Genomic DNA, 22,182 nt, shown 5'->3' on the forward strand with positions numbered 1-22,182 from the left:
GGCCTTGGGGATTAGCGGAAAACCGGGTTCATGCCCGCCGCTTCCAGTGCCTTGGCGCGGGCGGCCATCCAGCCTTTACCAAAGGCGTCCTCATCGGAGGGCGGATTGCTGGCTGTGTAGCTGTCCCAGGTTTCTTTCAGGATCCGCTGGCGTTCTACCAGCCTGTCCTGATGCGCCTGCATCTCGTCGGTCCAGTGTCCGATTTCCTTGTAGTACTCCACTACGGCATCGTGGAACGGGATAACCCACTGCATGTTCTGGTTGTCCAGGCTGTAACCGGCGTTGCCGGGGGCAGCATCCTTGTACTTGTCGTAGTCTTCGATGAAGACGCGGATCAGGCTTTTCGCCAGTGCGTCGTCGGTGGAGGCGTTTGCCACCAGAATCGGGTAGGGGTAGCTGGCGCCAACCCAGGGCTTGTCCTTGCCGTAATCACCGGCGGCGGAGGTCACCGTGTGTGGCTGGAAGTAGGGCGCTACCTTTTGAAGTCGTGCCCAGCCTTCTTTATCGGCCGGATCCAGCTTGGGCCAGACAATGCCTCGGGGGCTGGCCGCCAACTGCTGGGGAGGTGGTGCGACACTCATGGTAAAACCAGTGTCGGTCTGGTCGGAAACGATGCCCTCAAAGGCACGGCCGTAGCCGGGGAACTCCACCTTCTCGACGTCGTCCCAGGTCAGTCCGCCAAAGGCCAGGAAGGCCTCGGTGCCCAGGTTCAGGGCGTCGTCACCGCGAATCCAGGACACCCGCTTGCCGCGCAGATCTTCAGGTGATTCCACACCAATATCTCCCGCAACCGCAACACCCAGGCCGAAGCTGGCGATCGAGGTGGTGATGACGCGAATTGGCTGGGGCCCCCAGTTCTCGTCAGCGAACATCAGCACGCCTTCGGAGCCGTAGTAGCTGGCGATGCCGCAGGCGCACAGAGGCACCCGGCCGGTTTTCAGCGGTGTCATCCGGGACACGTCGTTTTCGCCCGGCAGGATACGCACCGAGGTGCCGTATTCGTTTTGCAGCAGGTTACCAATGGACACCATCTGGCTGTAGCCGGCCGAACCGGTGCCGTAGGCCGTCATCGCAAGGGTATTCGGGAGTTCTACGTTGTCTGCGCTGAAAGCCAGCGCTGGCAGGGTGCTGAGGGTGAGGCCCATCAAGCCCCGGGTTAGGCGTGACATAAAAAATCCTCTTATCGTCGTTGTTGTGGTGTTTAGAGGTTTTGCACAGCGAAATGAAGTTTTGTTATTGATGTCCAACATAGTCGCTGGATTTATGGTTTGTCAATACAACTAATTCTCTTGAAGGATGGCTGAAAGAGAGCGTTAACAAGGATTACTTGGATAAAGTGATGATTTCAGAATTGATATTTGTTGATGCAGAGCAGAATATAGTTTTGTTTCAGGCCAATGTTTCGCTGAAAAATATTTTTGGCTGTAATTAATACAACCATTGAGGACTCACTGTGAGTCGCATTTCTCTGCTTAGCACGCGCTCGGGGCTTGCTTACGGCGCGCTCGGGGCCGGCATTCTGTCGTTCCTGCCGGGCGTGGGCGAGCTTGGCGCGGTGCTGGTGTTTGCCGCCATCGTGCTGGGCTGGCGCGATTTGCGCCTGGTGTCGCGGATGTTATTGGGCCTGGTGCTGCTGACCCTGGGGCTGGCGGCCGTTGCCGAACCTTCGGCGCTGCCAGCGGCGGCTGCCAGCATGACCCGGCTGACCGCGTTGATCCTGACCGTGATGCTGCTGTCCTCAATGCTGGGTAAGTCCGCGGACCTGGGGGTTATCTCCCGCCAACTGTTCGCAGGGTCGCCAATGGTGCGTTACTACAGCGTCGCCTTTGGTACCGGTTTCCTGTCCATGCCCCTGAATTTTGGTTCGGTCGGCGTGATGGCCACCATGATTCGCGGCCAAATGGATGACCGGGGCGACAGTGCCACCACCCGAAACGCGTCCCGGGGTGTGTTGCGGGGCTTTGGCGCCTCGCCCATTTTCTCGCCCCTGTCGATTTCCATCGTTCTGACCATCACCTTTGTCCCGGCGCTGAAAAGCTGGGAGCTGATCGCCGTAAGTCTGCCCTTGGCGGTGGTGTACTTGTTGGTTGGCGGAGTATTTCGTGAACCGGAACCGCCGGAGCCCGCCAACAGCGTGTTGGCTGAACCCGTGTCCGGGCTGCAGCGGTATGCGCCCTGGTTACGGTTTGCCGGCATCATTGGCGCCATCTGTGTTGCCACCTTCAGCCTCAGTGGGCTCTTTGGCCTGAGTTATTCCCGCTCGGTCACCCTGAGCTGCTTTGGCGCCGTGTTGGTGGGGCTGGGGTATCGCAAGCTCAAAGGGGCCGAGGTTCAACTGCCATCCATGGCGCCGGTGAGCAATGAACTGGTGATTGTTGGCGGCTCGGCGTTCCTCGGCACTTTGATCAGCACCTTTGCCGCCCAGTGGCTTGGTACTGACTTCAGCTTGCCCGGCTGGGCCTACCCGGTGGCGGCGTTTAGTGTGCCCTGGGTGTTCTTCCTGGGCGGTATGATCGGCTTCAATCCCATTGTCACTGGCACTCTGACCGGCGGTATTCTGGGGCCGATTTGGCCAGTCGGAGCTGTGCTTGGATTAGGCACCGCGATGGTGGCTGGATGGGGTTTAACCACCGCCGGCACACCATACTCTGCCAATTCACTGCTGCTGGAGCGCCTGACCGGGTATAGTGCCCAGGAAGCAGCACTGCGCTGGAACATGTTGATGTCGGTGTGTTGCCTTCTGGTCTCCGGGGCGCTCGCAGGGACCATCACCCTGCTGTTGTCGGGTACTTGAGCAAAAGCTTCCATGCTGTTTCAGGCCGGTTCGGGCTGAGCCTGAAAACCGTTACGCTATACTCCCACCCCAAAGCATAGGGAGAGCCCCGCAATGACCGAGTATTTTGTCCAGGCGTTTATCTATCTTGTGGCCGCGGTGATTGCGGTACCGCTGGCCAAGCGCCTGGGGCTGGGCTCGGTGCTGGGTTACCTGGTCGCCGGTGTGGTGATTGGGCCGGTGACGGGCCTGGTGGGTCAGGAAGCCACCACGATCCAGCATTTTGCCGAATTTGGCGTGGTCATGATGTTGTTCCTGGTGGGTATGGAGTTGGATCCCAAGGCGCTTTGGGCCATGCGGGTGCGCTTAGTAGGCTTGGGTGGGCTGCAGGTGGTTCTGAGTATCGCAGCCGGTACGGCCATGGCCTGGTGGCTCGGGTTGGTTTGGCAGACAGCCCTGACGGTCGGGCTTATTTTCGCCCTGTCCTCCACCGCCATCGTGCTGCAGACCCTGAATGAAAAGGGCCTGGCGAAGACTGAGGGTGGGCGCAGCGCGTTTTCGGTGTTGCTGTTCCAGGACATCGCCGTGATTCCCATGCTCGCGTTGATTCCCCTGTTGGCGTTGCCGGATCTGATGGCGGGTTCCGGCACCGATGCCGGCCATGGCAGCGGCCTGAGTCTGGTTGCTGATCTGCCCGGCTGGGCCCACGCCCTGACCGTGATCGCCGCTGTGGCCGCGGTGATTGTCGGTGGCTATTATCTGAGCCGGCCGCTGTTCCGGTACGTGGTCCAGTCCGGCCTGCGTGAGGTGTTCACCGCTACCGCGCTGATGCTGGTGATCGGCATTGCCGCGCTGATGAGCCTGGTTAATCTGTCGCCGGCGCTGGGGGCTTTCCTGGCCGGGGTGGTTCTGGCCAACAGTGAATTCCGCCATGAGCTGGAAGCCAACATCGAGCCGTTCAAGGGCCTGCTGCTGGGCCTGTTCTTCATCACCGTGGGTGCCGGCATCAACTTCGAAGTGCTGGTCGCAGAGTGGGGCACTATCCTGGCTCTGGGCTTCGCCGTGATCTTAGTCAAGGCGCTGATCTTGCTGGGCCTGGCGGTGCTGTTTCGCATCCACGGCAGTAACGGCTGGCTGTTTACCCTTGGCCTGGCGCAGGCCGGTGAATTTGGTTTTGTGCTGCTCACCTACAGTGTCCAGAACTCGGTCATTTCAATCGAACTCTCCCAGGTGCTGTCGCTGGTGGTGGCGCTGTCGATGTTCCTGACCCCGCTGCTGTTTATTGCCTATGATCGCGTGGTACTGCCTCGCTACCGGCGCGCCAAGAACGACGAGCGCGAAGCTGACACCATCGATGACCGGGCCCCGGTGATTGTTGCCGGTGTCGGCCGCTTTGGGCAGATCGTATGCCGGTTGTTGCGCGCCAACGATATTCCCATCGTGGTGCTGGATCATGAGATCGAGCAGATTGAGAACGTCCGCCGGATCAACATCCAGAGCTACTTCGGCGACGCCAGCCGTCCGGAACTGCTGGAAACCGCCGGCATCGAAGATGCCCGGTTATTGGTGGTGGCGATCGATGACCGGGATCGCTCGGTACGCATCGTCGAGCACGTGAAACAGTTTTATCCCGGGGTCTGGGTGCTGGCGCGGGCGTTCGACCGGGGCCACAGCTATCAGTTGCGCAAGGCCGGTGCCGATGACGTGGTGAGTGAAACCTACCATTCGGCGCTGGAGCTGGGTGGTCACGCATTGACCGCCATGGGTGTGCACCCGCTGCGGGCCAAGCAGATGACCTGGACCTTTGTGGACAACGAAAAAGCCCACGAAGATGAGCTGTTCGAGGCCTGGCAGGAAATAGAGGAGGGCATAAGTTTCAGTCCGCGTTACGGCGAGCTGTTTATGAAGCTGGAGGAAGCCTGAGCAGTGCCATGGACAAGGACTGGGAAGAGCCCACTCGGGAAGACGTGCCGATCTGGACGCCACCGGACCAGCGCTGATCGGTGTTATTCCTCGGCAATATAGTGGGCGGTGTAGTCTTCCAGCAGCTCATCGACCCGCCCTTGAGTCACCAGAGTGTAGAGCCGATCGGCGATCTGCTCCCGCAGTTCAAAGGTGTTGCAGGTAGATTCCTTAGGGAAGGTGAAAAACAGCCCTTCGGTACTGATCGCTTTTTCAAGCGCTTCGAACTCGTCGCTCCGGCCCTCTCGTGCCAGTTTCACCTGGCCCTGCAGTAACTCGTAGAGTACATAGTCAACCCGCCCGGCCTCTGCCATCAGAAACGATTGATCGATTGAACGCACCGATTCGATGGTCAGATTCTGTTGGGCGTAGCGGTCGAAATTCTGGCCAAAACTGTTGCCAATCAGTGTGCTGCCGGTCTTGCCCTGCAAGTCCGGCCAGTGCCGATAGAGAAATGCCTGGCCTTTGGGGACCCAGATGGCGGTTGGTAGATGGATGATGGGTGGCAGAAGGTAATCCATGTACCCAAACCGTTCCCGGGTCATGAAAGCGCCGGCAACCATGTCAAGGTCGCCATCACGGGCCAGGCGTTGCACCCGGGCCCAGGAGCCGATGTGACGGATGTCGGCACTGAGGCCCAGTGGCTGCAGAATTTCTTGCAGCAACGCGGGAACTACTCCGGTTAATTGCTCAGGATTGTTCGGGTCCCGCCACAGCAGAGGCGGATATTCTGAGTTGCCGCTGACCACGAGCTTGGTGCAGGGCGGGGCACTGGCTTGCGCTTGCGAACTTCCTACAAGCAATAAAACCAGAAAAACCAGCAAGGGCCTGAAGGCCAACGAAGACGTCCCTGTCCCGAGAAAGCGCAAAGGAAATGACAGCATTAATGCTTCCCAAGGTTTCGAAAGGACACAACTATCAGAAATGTATCACCGTTCCACGCAAGGTGGTATTCGCTTGGGCAATTAATGTGAGCTGGATTCTACGGCGGCTCCCAGAGCTTCATTAACTATCCCTAATGGAACTTCCGGAAAAAATTGTCCGTGGGATGGAATAGATCTGGTTCTGATTCGTTATCGGGGTGAATCCAACGGAAACACTGGAGGATAAACCATGATGAAACGGACACTGACTTTGGCGATCTGTTCAGTAATGGCGGTATCGGCTTTCGCCGCAGAGACCCAGGGCTCGGCCAGCGCTAACGCAAGCGCGAACGCCGAGATGCGAAGCAGCTCACAGGCCTCTGGCCGCAGCGATGGTCGCGATGCCGGCGCCAGCGGTGCCACTCGCAACAGCGTGCAAACCTCCGGCGATGCCTCGGTCAGCGCCAATGGCCGTGAAGCCGATGCCGGTATGGCGTCGTCCCGCGAGGCCAATTCCGGAGCGGCTATGAGCACGGAATCGGCCAAGTCGACCGGGGTCGAGACGGCCGCGAAAGTTCGCGCCACCGGTGAAAGCGCCCGCAACGCGGCGGTTCGCACCGGCGAGCAGGCCCAGGAAACCGGGCGCCAGGCCGTTGAGGCCGGGATATCCGCTGGCCAACGTGCCAAGGGCGAAGCCACTGCTAAGGCTCAGGCCACCGGTGATAAGGCCGGGCAGATGCGCGAGCAAGCCAATGGTAGTGCGCAGGGTAGCGTTGATGCTGCAACCAAGAAGCAAGTAGACGGCTCGGTGTCTGGCAGCATTGACGCCAGCGTTCGCAACAGTGTCGGTGGCTCGGTGAAGAATGCCGTGTCAGGCAGTGTGAAGTCGAACGTGCGCAGCAGCGTGAACCAATCCGTCAAGAACTCCACCCAGCAAGGCCTGTTGTAAGCCTTGAATAACGGGGATCTGACTAACCGGGCCGTCTAGCGGCCCGGTTTTTTTGTGAAGGAGTAACCCTATGCAACGATTTTCCCGAGTGCTGCCCTTGATCGTGCTGGCCGGTGGCCTGTCGATGACCAGTCAGGCGGCATCCGTTGGCGGGCACGTTACCACCGGGTACGAGTACGACAGCAACCTGAACGTTGATGAACTCGATCAATCGACTGGTGAGAGTGGGAACGCCTGGGTTCTGGGTGCTGGCGCGGAGGCCGAAGGCCAGCCGCTGGAGAACCTGACCATTACCGGGACCTATGACTTTACATCGCGCGATTACCGGGACAGCGAGGACTTTGACCGAACCCTGCATCTGGCGTCACTGGACCTCAGTTACGATTTCGACGCCGTTACCGTTGGCGCCAGCCATCACTATTCCCACGCCACCCTGGCCGCCGACCCCTTCCTGGATTACAACAGCAGCAGCGTGTATGTCGGCAAACTCGTGGGCGATGACGTCTATCTTCGGGCGAGCTGCTGGACAAACGCAAGGACTTTGAGGACAACGAGGCTCGGGACGCCCGCTCCCGGGGCGTGAGTCTCGACAGTTTCTTCTTCTTTAACCAGACCCGGACGGTGTTCATCCTGGGCGCCGATGGTGACGACGAGAACGCCGAGTCTGATGCCTACGATTACCGGATGCTGGCGGTGAAAACCCGGCTCAAGCACCGGTTCCCGGTTGCCGGCCATGACCATGAGCTGAAGCTGGGCTGGCGCTACGAGGCCCGGGACTATGACGAGCCGGTGTCATCGGTGGACAACCCGCTAACGTCGCCCTTGCTGGGGCCTGGCACGATCAGTTCGGAGCCTCGGGACGACCGCATTGCGACCGTCGACGCCAGTTATGGTATTGGCCTGACCGAGTGGCTGATTACCGAGGCCCGGATTGAATACATCGATTATCGTTCGAGCCTGGATTCCGCCGAATACGATGAAACCGTGGCGTCGCTGAATCTGCGGGCTGAATTCTGATCGGTGTCAGTGGGTGTCGGGCAGCAGGCCGTAACCGAACACCGGGTCACGGCCCTGGTCGCCGAGATCGTCGGCGCGGCGGGTGAGTTGCGCCAGGGCGTTTTCGAGGGAGGTGCTCGCCAGCGCACAGGCCAGCTGCGCGCTAACCACCGGCGCTGCGAGCGAGGTTCCGCTCTGGCTGCCGTATTGGCCATCGGTGAGCGCCACCGCCACGTCCACGCCCGGCGCGGCAAAATCGACCTGCTCACCCCGGTTCGCCCAGCGGTAGATCTTTCGGTGCTGATTGACCGCGGTTACCCCGATCACCTCGGGATAGCCGGCCGGGTACAGCACTGGCGCGGCCGGACCTTCGTTGCCAACGGCGGCCACTACGGGCGTGCCGCGGTCGATCAGCCGTTTAATGACGGTGGCCAATACCCGGTTGTCCGGGCCAGCCATGCTGACGTTAATCAGCGTCACGTCATTGGATTCCAGCCAGGCCAGTCCTTCCACCAGGTGCAGCAGGGTGGCGCCGGATACCGAGGCCGGCTGGCCATAAAAAACCGAGGCACTGAACAGGGTTGCCGAGGGCAGGCGGGTGGCAGCGTTGGCGCTGGTCTTGCCGGCCAACCGGCTGGCGACCGCGGTGCCGTGGTCGGTCGGGGCGTGGTAGGAATCGGCCAGGTGGAGATCCTGCAGGAAATCCCGCTGCACGACGGTGGTTCCGGCAAAGGCCGGATGGTCGGTTTCCACCGCGGTATCCACCATGCCAATGCTGACCGGCACCGGGCAAGACGGCGGCTCATCGGTAGTGGAGGGCCCTTGATGGTTGCTGGCATCGGTCTCAGGCCGGTAGATGTGGTTGCGGTCAACGCGCTGGGCCAGGGCTTTCGGCAGTAGTTCCTGCAACTGGTCGCGTGAATCCAGGCCTGGGCTGACTCGAAAGCGCAGCACGGTTAGCCCCAGCCCGGCCATCGGGGTCTGGTCGATAACGGTGATGCCAGGCTGATTAAAGTGGTGGGTGTCGCTGGCGTTGACGGTAACCAGCCATTGGCGTTCCACCGCCCGCCAGCCGTCTTCCACCTCGACATCGGCAAAGAGCTCAAGGCCGGTGTCCGACTGGATGGCAAGTCGGGCCGGAAGCTCGGGCGGGGTCGCAGGCGCAGCCGGCAGAGCTGACTCAGGCAGGCGCTCCGAGGCTTTGTCGAGCTGGCGTTCAATCTGTCGGCTGACGGCACGCTCAACCTGCTGATTAAGACGGTTCAGGGCCGGGCCGGTCAGGCCGTCCGCACTGAAAGCCGGTGTCGGTACCGTCAGTCCCAAGCCGAGCAGGCAGGCGAGCGTGTGATGGGAAAAGAAGCGATTCGTTTTCATACCCTGCTGACGTTTGCCGACTCGAAAAATTCCCATAGCGGTGGAATAGATTTTGTCCCCATCCGTTTACCTAGTAAGACATCGAGGCATGGCGCCATGAAAGATGAATTGAGACAACTGGTCCCGGGGCTTCGACGCTTCGCATACTCCCTGACCGGCTCGATACCGGAGGCGGATGACTTGTTGCAGGGTACCCTTGAGCGGGTATTGCGGCAATCGCCGCCGACGGGGGTTGCCATCGAACCCTGGGCGTTCAGGATCTGCCGGAATTTGTGGATCGACGACTGCCGGGCCCGGCAGGTTCGTGATCGGGCCGCGCAGCAACCGGAACTCACCGGTGGCCAGGTAGTGGACGGTGAGCGGGCCACCACCAGCCAGATCGAGCTGGACCAGGTGGATGCCGCCATGGCCAGGCTGCCCGATAGTCAGCGTGAGATTATTTCACTGGTGGCCGTTCAGGGCATGTCGTACCAGGAGGTCTCGGACACTCTGGATATTCCCAAAGGCACGGTGATGAGCCGGTTGGCCCGGGCCCGTGCAGCGCTGAGCGCAGCGCTTGGCAGTAAACCTCAGGATAAGACAACCTCGGGCTCGGAGTCCGGGAGGAGACCGACATGAACCTGACTGACGAACAACTGTCCGCCTTTCTGGATGCGGAATTGCCCGAGGCTGAGATGCAGGTTATTCGGGATCAACTGGCGGACGACCCTGCCCTGGCCGAGCGATTGGCCGCACTGGCGACGGTCGACCACATCCTCGCCGGGCATTATTCCGCCATTGGCCAGCAGCCCCTGCCGGCGGCGGTGACCGAACTATTGGAGCCGGAGCCGGTAGCGTCGGCCAAGGTTGTCGATTTGCCGCGCTGGCGTCGGGCCCGGGACTTTGTGCAGCAGCGGGTCGGAACGGCCGTTGCTGCGGCCCTGGTGCTGGGCTTTGGTCTGGCCCAACTGGGCAAGGATGTTCCGGTTAGTGGTGAGCAGGGCTGGCACCAGGTCGCTCAGGCGCTGGAAGCCCTTCCCAGTGGCGAAACCCAAACCCTGGCGACCGGCGAGCAGCTGACCCCACGGCTGACCTTCGCCAATCCGGCCGGCGAATTCTGCCGCCAGTTCCAGCTCCAGGGCCCGGATCGGGCATCTGAAAATATTGCCTGCCGAAGCGGTGAGCCGGGTATCAACTGGACCCAGGTCGCGACGGTCAAGGTTCCGAAGCGGGACGCCAGTCGCTACCAGACTGCCAGCGGTGGCTCGGTGCTGGATGGGGTGCTGGATCGGATGATCGAGGGTGAGGTCATGGACCCGGCCCGCGAGCAGGAGCTTTTGTCCAAAGGCTGGCGCGACCGGTAACCAGGCTCGGGCCTGAAGGCCCGAGGATCGGGTGTCGGTGCCCGGTTCTTTGACTATGCTTTCGATAAGGGTCGGTAGAACTGAAGATGGTCGCCGGCAACACACCATTCCGGAGCACACTGTGGAAGATCCAAGCAAAGTCACCGTATTTTACGACGACCGAGTTCTCAATCATTCACCCGATGTAAATGCCGCGTTCCTGCCTGGCCGGCTGGACAAGCGCGTGCGTACCATCCTGTCGGGACTGAATGTGCAGTGGAAGTACCCGGAACACCCCGGACGTATTCAAGCCATCCTTGACCTGCTGCACCGTGAACCGATCGAGGGCGTGCAATTTGCCGGTGGTCAGGTGGCGACCCGCGAGCAGCTCGGCCGAGTGCACACCACCTCTTACCTGGATGATGTGTTTTCCTTGCGTAACAAGCACGCCTGGCTCGATGTCGATACCACCGCGGTGTCGCCAGGCAGCGTGGAAGCTGCGGAAGTTGCCGCCGGGACTGCCATCGCCGCGGTCGAGGCGGTGGTCTCCGGTCGCACCCGCAGTGCCTTTGCTCTGGTTCGCCCGCCCGGCCATCACGCCGAGCCGGTGCGCGCCCGCGGCTTTTGTCTGTTCAATAACGTGGCCGTGGCCGCCGCTCACGCCCACGCCGAACTTGGATGTGAGCGGATTCTGATCCTCGACTGGGACGCCCACCATGGCAACGGCACTCAGGATATCTTCTGGGCCGATCCCGACGTGATGTTCTTCGATATTCACCGGGCCGCGCCCTTTTACCCGGGCAGTGGTGGCCTGCATGAAGTGGGTGCGGGCCTGGGTGAGGGCACCACAGTGAATGTTCCGATGCCCGGCGGTGCTGGCGACGTGGCTTATATCAAGGCGTTGAATGAAATCCTGGTGCCGGCCGCCGAGTACTTCAAACCGGACCTGATTCTGGTGTCGGCGGGGTTTGATGCGCACTGGTACGATCTGGCCCTGAACGTCTCCTACGAGGGTTTTGCGGCCATGACCGGCATAGTTCAGTCCCTGGCCGACCGGCTGTGTGATGGTCGTCTGGCTTTTGTTCTGGAAGGCGGCTACAACACCGAGTCGCTCTCGCATGGGGTGCGGTCAGTGCTCGACGTGCTCGCCGGAGGCGCTGTGCCGCAACCGCGGGTGTGTGGCATGGAAGAAGTGGATCAGGCGGCGGCCTTTCATCTCAGTGCGTTCGCTGATGAGCCACCGGAGGGATGACACGCGGCTCTGTTTTAAACCGGCATTTAACCCGCCATTTAAGCCGACAAGGAGGACACAATGTTCATGGCAGAAAAATCCACCGGTCATTTGATTGAGATCGCGGACACCCACGCCCTGTTCGATCCCCATGTCAGTCGCGTCAAGGGATGCATGCATTACGGAGAGGAAGCCCAGGATCCCGAGTTCTTTGACAAGTCGGGACTGGTGTTTGCCTCCGGCGAGACCCTGCCCCTGTGCTGGACCGATCCCTACTACCGCCGAAAAGGCTGAAGATCGGACAGATGCCGGGGCGTTTGGGCCTGCGACTCGAACTTGGTCAGCCATTGCTCCAGTTCGTCTACCGGCAGTGGCTTGGCGTAATGATAACCCTGGCCAAAATCGCAGCCCAGCGACAGCAAAAAGCGCTCGTCGGCGGCTGTTTCGATACCCTCGGCCACCACCTGCATGCCCAGTTCATGGGCCATCTTGATCGTTGAACGTACGATGGTCTGGTTATCCCGGCTGTCGTCAATGTTGGTCACGAAGGATTTGTCGATCTTCAGGATTGAGGCGTTAAGGTCTTTCAGGTAGGCCAGTGACGAATAGCCGGTGCCAAAATCGTCGATAGCCAGGGTGCTGCCGGTTTGGGACAGGCTGCTCGCCAGTTCGATGGCCAGATCCCGCGAACTCATCAGTGCGGTCTCAGTAATTTCGAACTCAAACTGGAAGTAACCCGTAGACGAGGCCAGCAATCCCTGCAGCTCGGAGATAAAGTGGCGGTCCTGTATCAGCCGGGCCGAGATGTTGACCGCCATGTGGCGGGGCAGGCCCCGAGCTTGCCAGTCTTGTTCCTGGGACAGGATGGCCTGCACCACCCAGCGAGTCAGCGGCGCGATCTGCCGTGAGTTTTCCGCCACCTCGATCAGTGTCATCACCGGTACCACCGGGCCTCGATCGCTAGGCCAGCGCAGCAGGGCCTCGCAGCCCATGGGCTGCATGGTGGCCAGATCGATTTTGGGCTGGTAGAGCAGGTTAAAGGCATCGCAAGCGATGTTCTCGCGAATCGCCGGAACCAGTTTCAGGCGCTGGCCGGCCGCCCGACTGTCGGCATTACTGTAGCGATGGATTGCGATACCGTCGGCTTTGGCTAGTCTGAGCGCGTCGGCGGCTTTCTGAAGCAATGCTTCGGCACCAGCATCTTCCTGGTCAGTCTCGTTCTTAGGGATTGACAGCTGGTTCGTGGTTTCGGCGGCTCCAATGGTACAGAACACCCGGAGATCCGCGTCGCCATCCGTTTCCAGTGGCAGTCGTTCCTCTACCTGAGCGAGCAGGTGGCGGCAAAAGAACTGGCCACCTTCGGCGAACGTTACGCCCGGGAGCCAGAGTGCAAAGCCGTCTCCGCCAACGCGGGCGACACAGCCTTTCGGGAATTCATGATCCAGAGCTTGTACCAGCCGATTGGCAATTGCCTGGAGCAACTGGTCACCGATGTCATGGCCGTAGGTGTCATTCACTTCATGGAAATAGTCGAGATTCAGGAGCAGTACAGTGCCCTGCATTTCTTCTTTCAGGTCCCGGTTGATGCGCCGGAACAGGGCGGTCCGGTTCAGCAATCCGGTCAGCAAATCGTGGGTGGCCTGGTACTCCAGCTCCTTTTCCCGTGCCACCCGGTCAGTAAGATCCCGCAGAACGACGGTGAAAAGAGGATCGTTCGATAGCTCAACGGTGCTGATGGTGGCCTCTACCGGAATCGGCCGACGCTCGCTGTTCAGGAGCACAGTGTCAAAGGGTTTACCGGTCAGGTTCGTCAGTTCAGGTTCGATCTCGGGCAACCAGCGCAGAACCGGATTATGCACCAGGGCGGTAGCCGGGGTTTGAGTCAGGCTCTGCATGGCCGGATTGGCCCGGGTAATTTGGCCCGATGCATTGACGCAGAGGATGCAGTCATTAGCCGTCGCCAGAATTCGATTGTGTAGTGCTTCGCTGTCGCGCAGGGTGATTTGTAACCACAGGTGCTCAAGAGTAACTGCGTCCAGCCGCGCAAGGTTACTGGTTACATACACCAGGGCCGCCACCATAAGGGGCCCGATGAAGTCTAGGATCAGGCTCAGGTGTTGGTAAATCATGATAGCGGCCAGCGGCAGGCTGACCGCAATAACGGTTAGCCATTTCAGACCCTGCAGCCACGATAATCTGGGGAAAAGCAGGGTAGCGAGCAGCCAGATGAGGCCAATAAGCGAAGCTGAAATGGCTGGGCTAAGTGAGTATAAGCCGCCACGGTTCAGAGTTTCGGTACCCAGGGCGTGGATAACAACGCCCGGCAGACTGCGATGAATGGGTACCGCCAGGGTATCTCCCAGTTCGATGGCGGTGGCACCGATGAGAACATCTTTGCCCTGCAATTGTTGGGGGGCGATACGTCCATTTACCAGATCGATGAAGCTGATGTACTCGAAGGAGCTCGGCGACACGCTGAAATCGATCCAGCTGCCACGATCTTCAGTGGGCGAAAGTGCGTTCCAGGCGCCAGGGTAAATCTGGCCCTGCCAGTCGAAACCAACGCTGAGTTTGCGTACCAGCCCATCGGCTTCCGGGTGCATGTTTACCGACACCATATTGGCCGTTTGGGCGAGCTCGGGGAGCGGTGTTCTCAGCATCAATTGCGTGCCGGTAGCAGACTGCCGTTGAACGAACGCAGGCAAGTAAATCGGTGCTTGTTGTGAGAAAGATGCTAGCGCCTGAGCGAGCGCCTCGTCGTTGCTGGCGGAAGAACGGGCGCTGAAATCGATATCGATCAGCAATGAGTTGATGTTCGCGGCTTCAAGCTCAGCAATGGCGTCGGCGTAGAGTGTCCTGGGCCATGGCCAACGGCCGACTTTTTCAATACTGGCAGAATCGATCTCGACGACGACCAGGTTGCTGGCAACTGGCTCCGCCAGGAACTCAACGTAAAGATCCCGGGCCTGGTTGTTGATATTGTCGAATGCACCGAAACTCCAGAGTAAGAGAGTCAGCAGGCCGGCCAGCAGGGCGGCCTGCATACTTCTCCTTGGGCTTCCGGAATTCGGTGTTGAGGTCATAGGTTGTCCGAAAAAAGCATTGAATTGAGGAAGGCTAGATGCCTATTCCTATTCCTTCGTCACCGCCCAGCCCGACGTTGAGCCCCAGTCCATCGTCCAGATCAATATCGACGTCGACGCCCAGATCATCGCCGACATCCGCGCCAATATCGACGCCCAAGTCGTCCCCGATGTCGGCGCCTATGTCTGCGCCCAGGTCGTCACCGAGGTCCGCGATTAAATCGACGCCAAGATCATCACCCAGGTCGACACCGATATCCAGACCAAGATCATCGCCCAAATCTGCACCGACATCGATGCCAACATCCCCTCCCAAATCGGCAATGATGTCCACGCCTACATCGGCACCCACTTCGACACCGACATCCACGCCGATTTCACTGCCGAGCTCGGCACCGACATCTGCTCCGATACTGTCGCCCAAGTCGGCGTCCAGATTTAGCGCAATGTTGGTAGAGAGATCACTGCCAAGCATGCTAAGTACGGCGTCCGCGGGGTAGTCTTCCAGATTGAATGTGCTATCGGCAGTGGCGAGGTCCAGTGCCAGTTTCTGTTTGGCTGGACTAAGAGCATCCGGTGTTTGCTGTAGCCAATCGATTCCAGTCTGTTCGGTGGTCACTCCGGCGATGTCACCCGGTTTCAGCAGGCGGGTGTCGCCGGTGTTCAGATCCACCACTTCAAGACTGCCCTCCTTGAGTGTGACGAAGGAAGAAGTGTCGGTGGTGACAATGGTGAACTGAGTTCCTTTCACCGTCGCAACCAGGTATGGGGTCTGAACTTTAAACGTATCCGGTTGGCGCTCAACGTCGTAAAACACGGTGCCTAGCCATTGTTTTACCCTTGTCACCATGCCATCAGATTTTTCGCCGTCGCCGGACAACGCAAGCCGGCTATTGGCGCTGATATCGAACGAAGTGCCAGACTCGGAAACACGAGCGCTGGCACCGGGTCCGGTCTGGAATTCCACGGGAATTGCCAACGTTGCTCCCGGTTCAGCGCTCTGCCAACTTTCATTGCCGTCGTATCGGAACTGAAGATTGCCTGTGACGGCCTCCACCGTGGCGTTTTCAGCCACGGCTTGAGATATAAAAGTCATTGTAAATACTACAAATAGAAGCGATGTACTCGATACTTTTGCAAGCTTACGAATAAAAACCATCATCTTGTTTGCTCCCTCAAAACCCAGCCCTTGAGAGTGCTGAGTATTGTGTCCGTCCTGGCACAATTTGTTACAACGAATCGTGTCAAATGCACTAGCCTACGTTATTAAAATAGACAACGAATGGGCGTTGGTGTGCGATTATATGTTCTCATTTGTATACTTTTTGTACATGCCTCTCTTTCTACCGGCGTAACCGCAGCTACGAAGATCGAGCCTGTCATTGGTGCAGTCATCTTTGAAGGCGTGACTGTGTTCAATCCGGACCAGCTCTGGTCGGTTTATCAGCCGGTTATCGGTCGCACCCTTGCGCCCGACACGCAATCCGATTTGGTAGCCAGAACTCGCGCTTTGTATGTGGATAGCGGTTTTCTGGAGCCTGCAGTGACGGTTCGGCCTCATGCTTCTTCACCCAGCATCATTCGAATAACCGTTGCGGAACCGAAGATCAGTCGCATTGAGGTCATCAATAGCTCCGGTCGGCAAAGCCGAACCGTGCAAAGCTCGTTTGCACCGCTGGAGCAGCGACAGCCGATGTCCCACGTTCTTATTGATAACACGGTTCGATCGGTAGAAAGGTTGCAAAAAATCGATCTTGAGACTGAGCTCAAACCGCTTCCGGGTGGCAATGCCGAGTACCTTGTCGCCGTAACCGTCCGCCCGAAACTGGGTGGCGCGCTGACCTACACCTCCGAGGGTGATCGGCGCCTGGACAGGCACCTTGTGTTAGCGCAGCTGGCCGTCGCCAACCCCATATCCCACGTTAGAAAACTTGGTGTTAATGGCCTTCATTCCCTGGAATCGGATGCTTACCGTGTCGCTGGAGCTAATCTCGAGCTCGGCGTTAGCCGCCGCAACAGCCTGTCTTTTGCCACCAAGGTAGGCCGGGCTATCCTCGATTCAGAGAACGGAAGTCCGGACACGGTTTACCGGTTCCGGCAGACCGAGTCCGAATGGGCTCACGCCCTGACCCCTGAGGCGGAGCAGGATACCGAGCTCTATACCGGCCTGGTGTTACGTGATTTCACCCAGACTCAGGCAGGTGTCCGCGAACTGGACGAGCAGCTGCGGATGGCTGACATTGGACTGAGGACGCTGGTGCCGGGAACCAGCCGGGCGCAGCGGGCGGATCTGAGTAGTCGTTTTGGCTTCAACGACTGGGGAGCTCGCCGTATAGGCACCCAGGCCGGTGACAGCATAGAGCCGAGTTTTTACATTGCGCGCGCAGACTACACCCTATGGCAGGGGCTTCCTGCAGGGTTCTCAATGCGGGTCGATGTGGAGGGCCAGTATTCGCCGGATGAATTGCCGTCATCCCAGCGGTTTACCATTGGTGGCAGCCGCTTTGCCCGCGCTTACGAGCCCGGTGAATTCTCCGGTGACAGTGGTTACGGGGGCAACTTTGAACTTCGGCGCGGATTTTCCGGGTTTCGCTGGTTTCCGAGCCGACTGACGCCATTCGTCTATTACGGCATTGCGGTGATTCATAAAAACGATACCAGCGACCGCGATTCCGCGGCCGCCGCAGGGCTAGGTCTGAGGGTGGCGGGTGACGGCTTTGCCGGCTTTGTTGAGTACGGCAAACCGCTGACAGTCGGCTCCAGGTATCGCAACGAGGAGGCACGACTGAACGGACGATTTACCCTGTATTTCTGAAACTTATCGGGTGCTAACTGTCGTCGGCACTCTGGTCATCGTCAATCCCAAAGTCGTCATCATCCCCAAGGTCGTCATCATCCCCAAGGTCGTCATCACCCCCAAGGTCGTCATCACCCCCGAGGTCCTGGTCTGGATTCGAGCTTCCATCGCGACCCAGTTCCTGCTCTGCAATGATTTCATCGCCTTGATCCGCAACCACTTCATTACCGGCGACCGCCTCGTCGAGCAGGGTGTCGGTTTCCACATCGCTCGCCGGCAATGCGAGATTCAGTGCCTCGGTTTGCGCTTCGGGACTGATCGCATTCGGGGCTTGTTGCAGCGACCGAATACCGGGTTGGCTTGAGGTAACGCCGGCAATATCGCCGGGTTCAAGCAGACGCAGGTCTCCCGACTGCAAGTCCCTGACCTCCAGGCTGCCTTCATTCAGGGTGACTAATGAGGACGTTTCGGTTGTTGCAATGGTGAACTGGGTGCCCTTAACCGTCGATACCAGGAACGGTGTTTCCACCTGGAAGGTGTCGGGCTGACGCTCAACCTCATAAAAGACAGTGCCCAGCCAGTGCTTAACCCGGGACATCAAGCTGTCGGACGTGTTTTCGTTGCTGCTCAGGGTAAGTCGAGTACTGGGTCCGATATCCAGAGAGGTTCCGGACTGAGTGATTCGTGCCTTTGCGTCCGGACCGGTCTTGATTTCGACCGGCATCGCAAGCCAGATGCCGGCACTGGCGCGAGCCCACGGCGTCGTGTCGCTCTGCCGGTACTCCACAGTCCCGGCCATGGATTCGACGGTCACGGGCGCGGGCTCAGCCACCGTAGTTGCCGTTACCAGCAAAAGGAGGGCCGCCAAGAGGTAGGCATATGCGTTAAGGGAATAGCCTTTCCCAGTGTGTGTGCCTACCATCATTCAGACTCCTTTCAACCCGTGAGCTTTCAACCCTCGAGCGTTTTTTTGCATTTGATTACAGCTCATTACAGCACGGCCGATACAAAACAACTATCCTAGCGTTTCAACATAGTCGGAGAGCGGCCCCAGCGGTGCGGAATTTTGTAGTAATTTTTATACTGTTTGTACAGATCGCTGGTTTTTCGAGCCTGTTGAGCGCCGAAACTCGCGCCGACACGACCGTTGGTGCAGTCGTGTTCGAGGGTGTCACGGTCTTCGGTCCGGATCGCCTCGGCGCTGTCTCTCGCTCTAGCGTGGGTCGTACCTGGAATGCAGAGACCAGAGCGTTAGTAACGGAACAAACCCGGTCGCTGTATCTGGAGAATGGTTTTCTGGAACCTGGGGTGTCCGCCAGCGCTATCCCGATTTTCCGGGCGTAATCATCGTTTCCGTGGTTGAACCCGCCCTCGCCAGTATCGAGATTGTCGGGGTCGATGTGGCAAGCGTCGGGCTGTTCGCTCGGCCCTCGAGCCGTTACAGCAACGCCAACCTATCTCACCGGCGCTCATTAGAAGCTCGCTTCGACGTATCGAAGGGGCCCACGGCCTGGTGTTTGAAGCAGAGCTGGAACCGGAGCCGGATAGTGAAGGGCGTTATCAACTGACGCTGGTGTCCAGCTCGCAGGTGCGCGGGGCCCTGACCTACAGCGCGGAAGGGAACCGGAAATTCGGCAGACATCTGGTGTTTGGTCGCATCACCTTGGCCAATCCAAATAAATACCTGCGGTCGGTGGGTGTTTCCGCTTTACACACTCTGGAATCCAACGCTTATAGGGTTGGGGGCGCGGACCTCGAGGCTGCTGTCTCGGAGAAAAGCAGCCTGTCCCTGGAGGCAAAAGTCGGCCGAGGTCTGCTCAAGGATGAGGGCAGTGGCTCGGAGACCGTCTATCGCTTCCAACAATATGAAGGCGAGTGGGAATATGCCTTGGCGCGAACTCAGAACACAGAATCAGAAGTGTTCGCAGGCCTGGAGGCAAGGGAATTTACCCGCACTGAGCAAGCTGATCGGGAGCTTGATGAGCAGCTTCGAATGAGCGAGCTCGGTTATCGACGCCTGGCCAGGGCGGCTTCCACGGCCTCTCGGTTCAGGTTGACCGGTCGCTTCGGATTTGACGCGCTGGGCGCGCACCGGCGCGGCTCAGAGGCCGGCGACATTATCGACGTGTCGTTTCAGATTGCCCGTGCTGACTACACTTACTGGCGCGCCCTGCCAGCAGGCCTGTCGTTAAAGGTGCTCATTGAGGGTCAGTACACTGAGGATGACTTGCCTGGGTCCCAAAGGTTTTACATCGGCGGTAGCCAGTTCGCCCGAGCCTACGAACCTGGTGCCTTCTCGGGCGACCGGGGTGCCGGCACCGAACTCGAGTTGCGTCGTCGGGTTGCCCGTCCCTGGGGGCTGCCGGCGCAAGTGACACCTTATGTCTACTACGGCCTGGCAACGGCCTATCAGATCCAGACCAGTTCCCAGATTTCCGGCGCCGCCGCAGGCCTGGGTTTCCGCTTCACCGCCGACCCTCTGTCCGGCTACCTGGAATTTGGCAAACCACTTACCACCAACTCCGCCATCACCGACGAGGATGGTCGCTTCACCGGCCGTCTCACTCTCAGTTTCTGAACCCTAGCTTCCAAAGCCTCTAAACCTGCCCGGTTTGAAACCTCGTTCTCTTTTCTGTACGCTTTATTTTAATTGAACGTTCAATTAATAAAAAATTGAGCGGATAGATAACCATTGTCTGGATGGAAGCAGCGGAGCCGCCATGCCGAAAGTCGGAATGAAGGACACCCGAAAGCAGCAGCTGATCGAGGCCACCATGCACTCGATTGCGGAACTGGGCCTGCAGAACACCACCATCGTCAGCATCAGCAAACGTGCTGGCATGTCCTCGGGCATCATCAGCCATTACTTCGGCGGTAAGCAGGGGCTGATTGAGGCGGCACTTCGGTATCTGCTGGATCAGCTCGGTAAAGAGCTGCGGGAGCGGATGGCGAAGACCGACGGCTCTCCGGATCAGCGTCTGGCCTGCATCATCGAGTCGAATTTTTCGGATTTCCAGCGTTCGGCGCTGGCCGCCAAGACCTGGCTCAGTTTTTGGGCAAGATCCATGCACGAGCCCGGTCTCAAGCGGCTGCAACAGATCAACAACGCCCGGCTGTACAGCAACCTGCGCTTTTCCTTTGCCCAGGTGCTGAGTCCAGACGCGGCAACGGCGGCGGCCCGGCAGACGGCCGCCTTGATTGATGGTTTCTGGCTCCGCAGTGCGATGAGCGTGGAGCCGGAAGAGAGTTTTCAGGCTGGCGAGAAGCTGTGTAAGCGTTTTGTTCAGGACGCCTTGTCGCAAGCCAACACAACGAATTCAACATCTGCACCTGGAGGTTATAAGTCCTATGGCTAACTCGGTCCCCCGTTTTCAGAATTATGTACACGGACGCTTTCTCGCTAACAGCAGCGGTGAGACATTCCCCGTGGTTTATCCGGCCACTGGCGAGGTTATCTACGAGGTAGAAGTGGCCGATGAAGCCGTGCAACAGGCAGCCATCGAGAGTGCCCGGGCCGGTTTTGCCGAGTGGTCGGCGATGACTGCCATGGAGCGCAGCCGCATCCTGTTGAAAGCAGTAGCGCTGTTGCGCGAGCGCAACGATGAACTGGCGGCCTGCGAAGTGCGGGATACCGGCAAGCCCTGGCAGGAAGCGGAAGCCGTGGACGTGGTTACCGGCACCGATGCCATCGAATTCTTTGCCGGCCTGGCGCCGTCCATTGAAGGCAACCAGCAGGACCTGGGTGGAGATTTCTACTACACCCGCCGCGAGCCGCTGGGCATCTGCGCGGGTATTGGTGCCTGGAACTACCCGATCCAGATCGCCTGCTGGAAATCGGCACCGGCGCTGGCCTGTGGCAACGCGATGATTTTCAAACCGTCGGAAGAGACACCGATGGGCGCGATCAAGCTGGCGGAAATCTTTACCGAAGCCGGTGTTCCGGCGGGCGTCTTCAACGTGGTGCAGGGCGCAGCCGAGGTGGGCGCCTGGCTGACCCACGATCCGGCCATCGCCAAGGTGTCGTTCACCGGCGAAGTGGGTACCGGCAAGAAAGTCATGGAAGCGGCCTCCTCCACTTTGAAGGACGTCACCATGGAGTTGGGTGGCAAGTCGCCGCTGATCATCTTTGACGACGCCGATCTGGAGAACGCCATCTCCGCCGCCATGGTGGGCAATTTCTACACCCAGGGCGAAATCTGCACCAACGGCACCCGGGTGTTCGTCCACGAAAACGTCTATGAGCGGTTCATGGATCGTCTGCTGGAGCGCACCCGCAAGAACATCAAGCCGGGTGATCCGATGAATCCGGACACCAACTTCGGTGCCCTGATTTCCGAGAAGCACCGCGACCTGGTGTTGGACTACATCGCCAAGGGCTTGTCCGAGGGCGCAACTCTGAGCCACGGCGGCCGTGCTTTTGCACCGGACGATTCCAAAGGTGGCTACTTTGTTGAGCCCACCATCTTTACCGACTGCACCGACGACATGACCATTGTGCGGGAGGAAATCTTCGGCCCGGTGATGTCAGTGCTGACCTTCTCCGACGAGGACGAGGTGATCGCCCGCGCCAACGGCACCGACACCGGTCTGGCGGCTGGCGTGTTCACCAGCGATATCCGCCGTGCCCACCGGGTGATTCACCAGATTCATGCCGGTATCTGCTGGATCAACAGCTACGGCGAGTCCCCGGCGGAAATGCCGGTGGGCGGCTACAAACTCTCCGGCATTGGCCGTGAAAACGGCAAGGTCACCCTTGACCACTACACCCAGATCAAGTCGGTGTATGTGGGCATGAAAGACCTGGATGCGCCGTTTTAAGCCAGTGACCTAAC

Annotated in this window: 19 protein-coding genes and 1 pseudogene; 14 read left to right on the forward strand and 6 right to left on the reverse strand. The window is 59.2% G+C overall.

Going from position 1 to position 22,182, the window contains the following annotated elements; translation table 11 throughout:
- Positions 1-11: 11 nt before the first annotated feature.
- Positions 12-1,169 carry a TAXI family TRAP transporter solute-binding subunit gene (locus AU14_RS15010; protein ID WP_041342088.1) on the reverse strand — a complete coding sequence of 386 codons (1,158 nt, stop codon included), beginning with the start codon at positions 1,167-1,169 and terminating at the stop codon, positions 12-14.
- A 284-nt stretch (positions 1,170-1,453) separates the two neighbouring features.
- Between AU14_RS15010 and AU14_RS15015 the strand changes: the two genes are divergently transcribed.
- Both AU14_RS15015 and AU14_RS15020 read left to right on the forward strand, forming a co-directional pair.
- A complete protein-coding gene (locus AU14_RS15015) occupies positions 1,454-2,794 on the forward strand; it encodes a hypothetical protein (RefSeq protein WP_041342091.1) in 1,341 nt (446 codons plus the stop codon).
- 93 nt (positions 2,795-2,887) lie between these two features.
- Positions 2,888-4,773, forward strand: a pseudogene (locus AU14_RS15020) (monovalent cation:proton antiporter-2 (CPA2) family protein).
- Positions 4,774-4,779: 6 nt separating this feature from the next.
- Here the strand turns inward: AU14_RS15020 and AU14_RS15025 are convergent.
- Positions 4,780-5,484, reverse strand: a complete 705-nt coding sequence (locus tag AU14_RS15025) for a substrate-binding periplasmic protein (protein ID WP_052472154.1) — start codon at positions 5,482-5,484, stop codon at positions 4,780-4,782.
- A 364-nt stretch (positions 5,485-5,848) separates the two neighbouring features.
- Here AU14_RS15025 and AU14_RS15030 point away from each other — a divergent pair, with 364 nt between their 5' ends.
- The 3 genes from AU14_RS15030 to AU14_RS15040 all read left to right on the forward strand — a co-directional run bounded on the left by AU14_RS15030 (position 5,849) and on the right by AU14_RS15040 (position 7,564).
- Positions 5,849-6,547: a hypothetical protein gene (locus tag AU14_RS15030; protein ID WP_041342097.1), complete on the forward strand. Its 699-nt coding sequence runs from the start codon at positions 5,849-5,851 to the stop codon at positions 6,545-6,547.
- Between the two features lie 70 nt (positions 6,548-6,617).
- Positions 6,618-7,130, forward strand: coding sequence for a hypothetical protein (locus AU14_RS15035; RefSeq protein WP_041342100.1), 513 nt, complete (start codon positions 6,618-6,620; stop codon positions 7,128-7,130).
- Positions 7,127-7,564 (forward strand): hypothetical protein, encoded by a 438-nt coding sequence (locus AU14_RS15040; protein ID WP_041342103.1) that lies wholly within the window; start codon positions 7,127-7,129, stop codon positions 7,562-7,564. The genes AU14_RS15035 and AU14_RS15040 overlap by 4 nt, the downstream gene beginning before the upstream one ends.
- Positions 7,565-7,570: 6 nt before the next feature.
- On the opposite strand, the gene AU14_RS15045 is transcribed toward AU14_RS15040, so the two are convergent.
- A complete protein-coding gene (locus tag AU14_RS15045) occupies positions 7,571-8,917 on the reverse strand; it encodes a S8 family serine peptidase (RefSeq protein WP_158498327.1) in 1,347 nt (448 codons plus the stop codon).
- Between the two features lie 96 nt (positions 8,918-9,013).
- On the opposite strand from AU14_RS15045, the gene AU14_RS15050 reads away from it, so the two are divergent.
- The 4 genes from AU14_RS15050 to AU14_RS15065 all read left to right on the forward strand — a co-directional run bounded on the left by AU14_RS15050 (position 9,014) and on the right by AU14_RS15065 (position 11,764).
- Entirely contained in the window at positions 9,014-9,535 is a 522-nt protein-coding gene (locus tag AU14_RS15050; protein WP_041342106.1) for an RNA polymerase sigma factor, read from the forward strand.
- Complete coding sequence (locus AU14_RS15055; protein WP_041342109.1) at positions 9,532-10,260, forward strand: anti-sigma factor; 729 nt, start codon at positions 9,532-9,534, stop codon at positions 10,258-10,260. The genes AU14_RS15050 and AU14_RS15055 overlap by 4 nt, the downstream gene beginning before the upstream one ends.
- A 121-nt stretch (positions 10,261-10,381) precedes the next feature.
- The gene (locus AU14_RS15060) at positions 10,382-11,491 is read left to right on the forward strand and encodes a histone deacetylase family protein (RefSeq protein WP_041342112.1); all 1,110 of its coding nucleotides are present in this window, start codon (positions 10,382-10,384) and stop codon (positions 11,489-11,491) included.
- 66 nt (positions 11,492-11,557) lie between these two features.
- A complete protein-coding gene (locus AU14_RS15065) occupies positions 11,558-11,764 on the forward strand; it encodes an acetyltransferase (RefSeq protein ID WP_236744127.1) in 207 nt (68 codons plus the stop codon).
- On the opposite strand, the gene AU14_RS15070 is transcribed toward AU14_RS15065, so the two are convergent.
- Both AU14_RS15070 and AU14_RS18745 read right to left on the reverse strand, forming a co-directional pair.
- Positions 11,746-14,514 (reverse strand): EAL domain-containing protein, encoded by a 2,769-nt coding sequence (locus AU14_RS15070; RefSeq protein WP_041342118.1) that lies wholly within the window; start codon positions 14,512-14,514, stop codon positions 11,746-11,748. The two genes, AU14_RS15065 and AU14_RS15070, sit on opposite strands and share 19 nt — an antisense overlap.
- A 73-nt stretch (positions 14,515-14,587) precedes the next feature.
- Positions 14,588-15,649, reverse strand: coding sequence for a FecR family protein (locus tag AU14_RS18745; protein WP_158498328.1), 1,062 nt, complete (start codon positions 15,647-15,649; stop codon positions 14,588-14,590).
- A gap of 315 nt (positions 15,650-15,964) precedes the next feature.
- Between AU14_RS18745 and AU14_RS15080 the strand changes: the two genes are divergently transcribed.
- Positions 15,965-17,368: a ShlB/FhaC/HecB family hemolysin secretion/activation protein gene (locus tag AU14_RS15080; RefSeq protein ID WP_041342120.1), complete on the forward strand. Its 1,404-nt coding sequence runs from the start codon at positions 15,965-15,967 to the stop codon at positions 17,366-17,368.
- 13 nt (positions 17,369-17,381) lie between these two features.
- Here the strand turns inward: AU14_RS15080 and AU14_RS15085 are convergent, their stop codons facing one another.
- Entirely contained in the window at positions 17,382-18,275 is an 894-nt protein-coding gene (locus AU14_RS15085) for a FecR family protein (RefSeq protein ID WP_041342123.1), read from the reverse strand.
- A gap of 191 nt (positions 18,276-18,466) precedes the next feature.
- Between AU14_RS15085 and AU14_RS15090 the strand changes: the two genes are divergently transcribed.
- From AU14_RS15090 to betB, 4 genes are all read left to right on the forward strand, one after another.
- Entirely contained in the window at positions 18,467-18,694 is a 228-nt protein-coding gene (locus tag AU14_RS15090) for a hypothetical protein (RefSeq protein ID WP_148312760.1), read from the forward strand.
- A 169-nt stretch (positions 18,695-18,863) separates the two neighbouring features.
- Positions 18,864-19,928: a ShlB/FhaC/HecB family hemolysin secretion/activation protein gene (locus tag AU14_RS15095; protein ID WP_041342129.1), complete on the forward strand. Its 1,065-nt coding sequence runs from the start codon at positions 18,864-18,866 to the stop codon at positions 19,926-19,928.
- 142 nt (positions 19,929-20,070) lie between these two features.
- Positions 20,071-20,706 carry a transcriptional regulator BetI gene (gene betI / locus AU14_RS15100; protein ID WP_041342132.1) on the forward strand — a complete coding sequence of 212 codons (636 nt, stop codon included), beginning with the start codon at positions 20,071-20,073 and terminating at the stop codon, positions 20,704-20,706.
- Positions 20,699-22,168: a betaine-aldehyde dehydrogenase gene (gene betB, locus AU14_RS15105; RefSeq protein ID WP_041342135.1), complete on the forward strand. Its 1,470-nt coding sequence runs from the start codon at positions 20,699-20,701 to the stop codon at positions 22,166-22,168. The genes betI and betB overlap by 8 nt, the downstream gene beginning before the upstream one ends.
- The last annotated feature ends 14 nt before the right edge of the window (positions 22,169-22,182 follow it).

It is taken from the genome of Marinobacter similis, assembly GCF_000830985.1.
GTDB classification, from domain to species: Bacteria; Pseudomonadota; Gammaproteobacteria; order Pseudomonadales; family Oleiphilaceae; genus Marinobacter; species Marinobacter similis.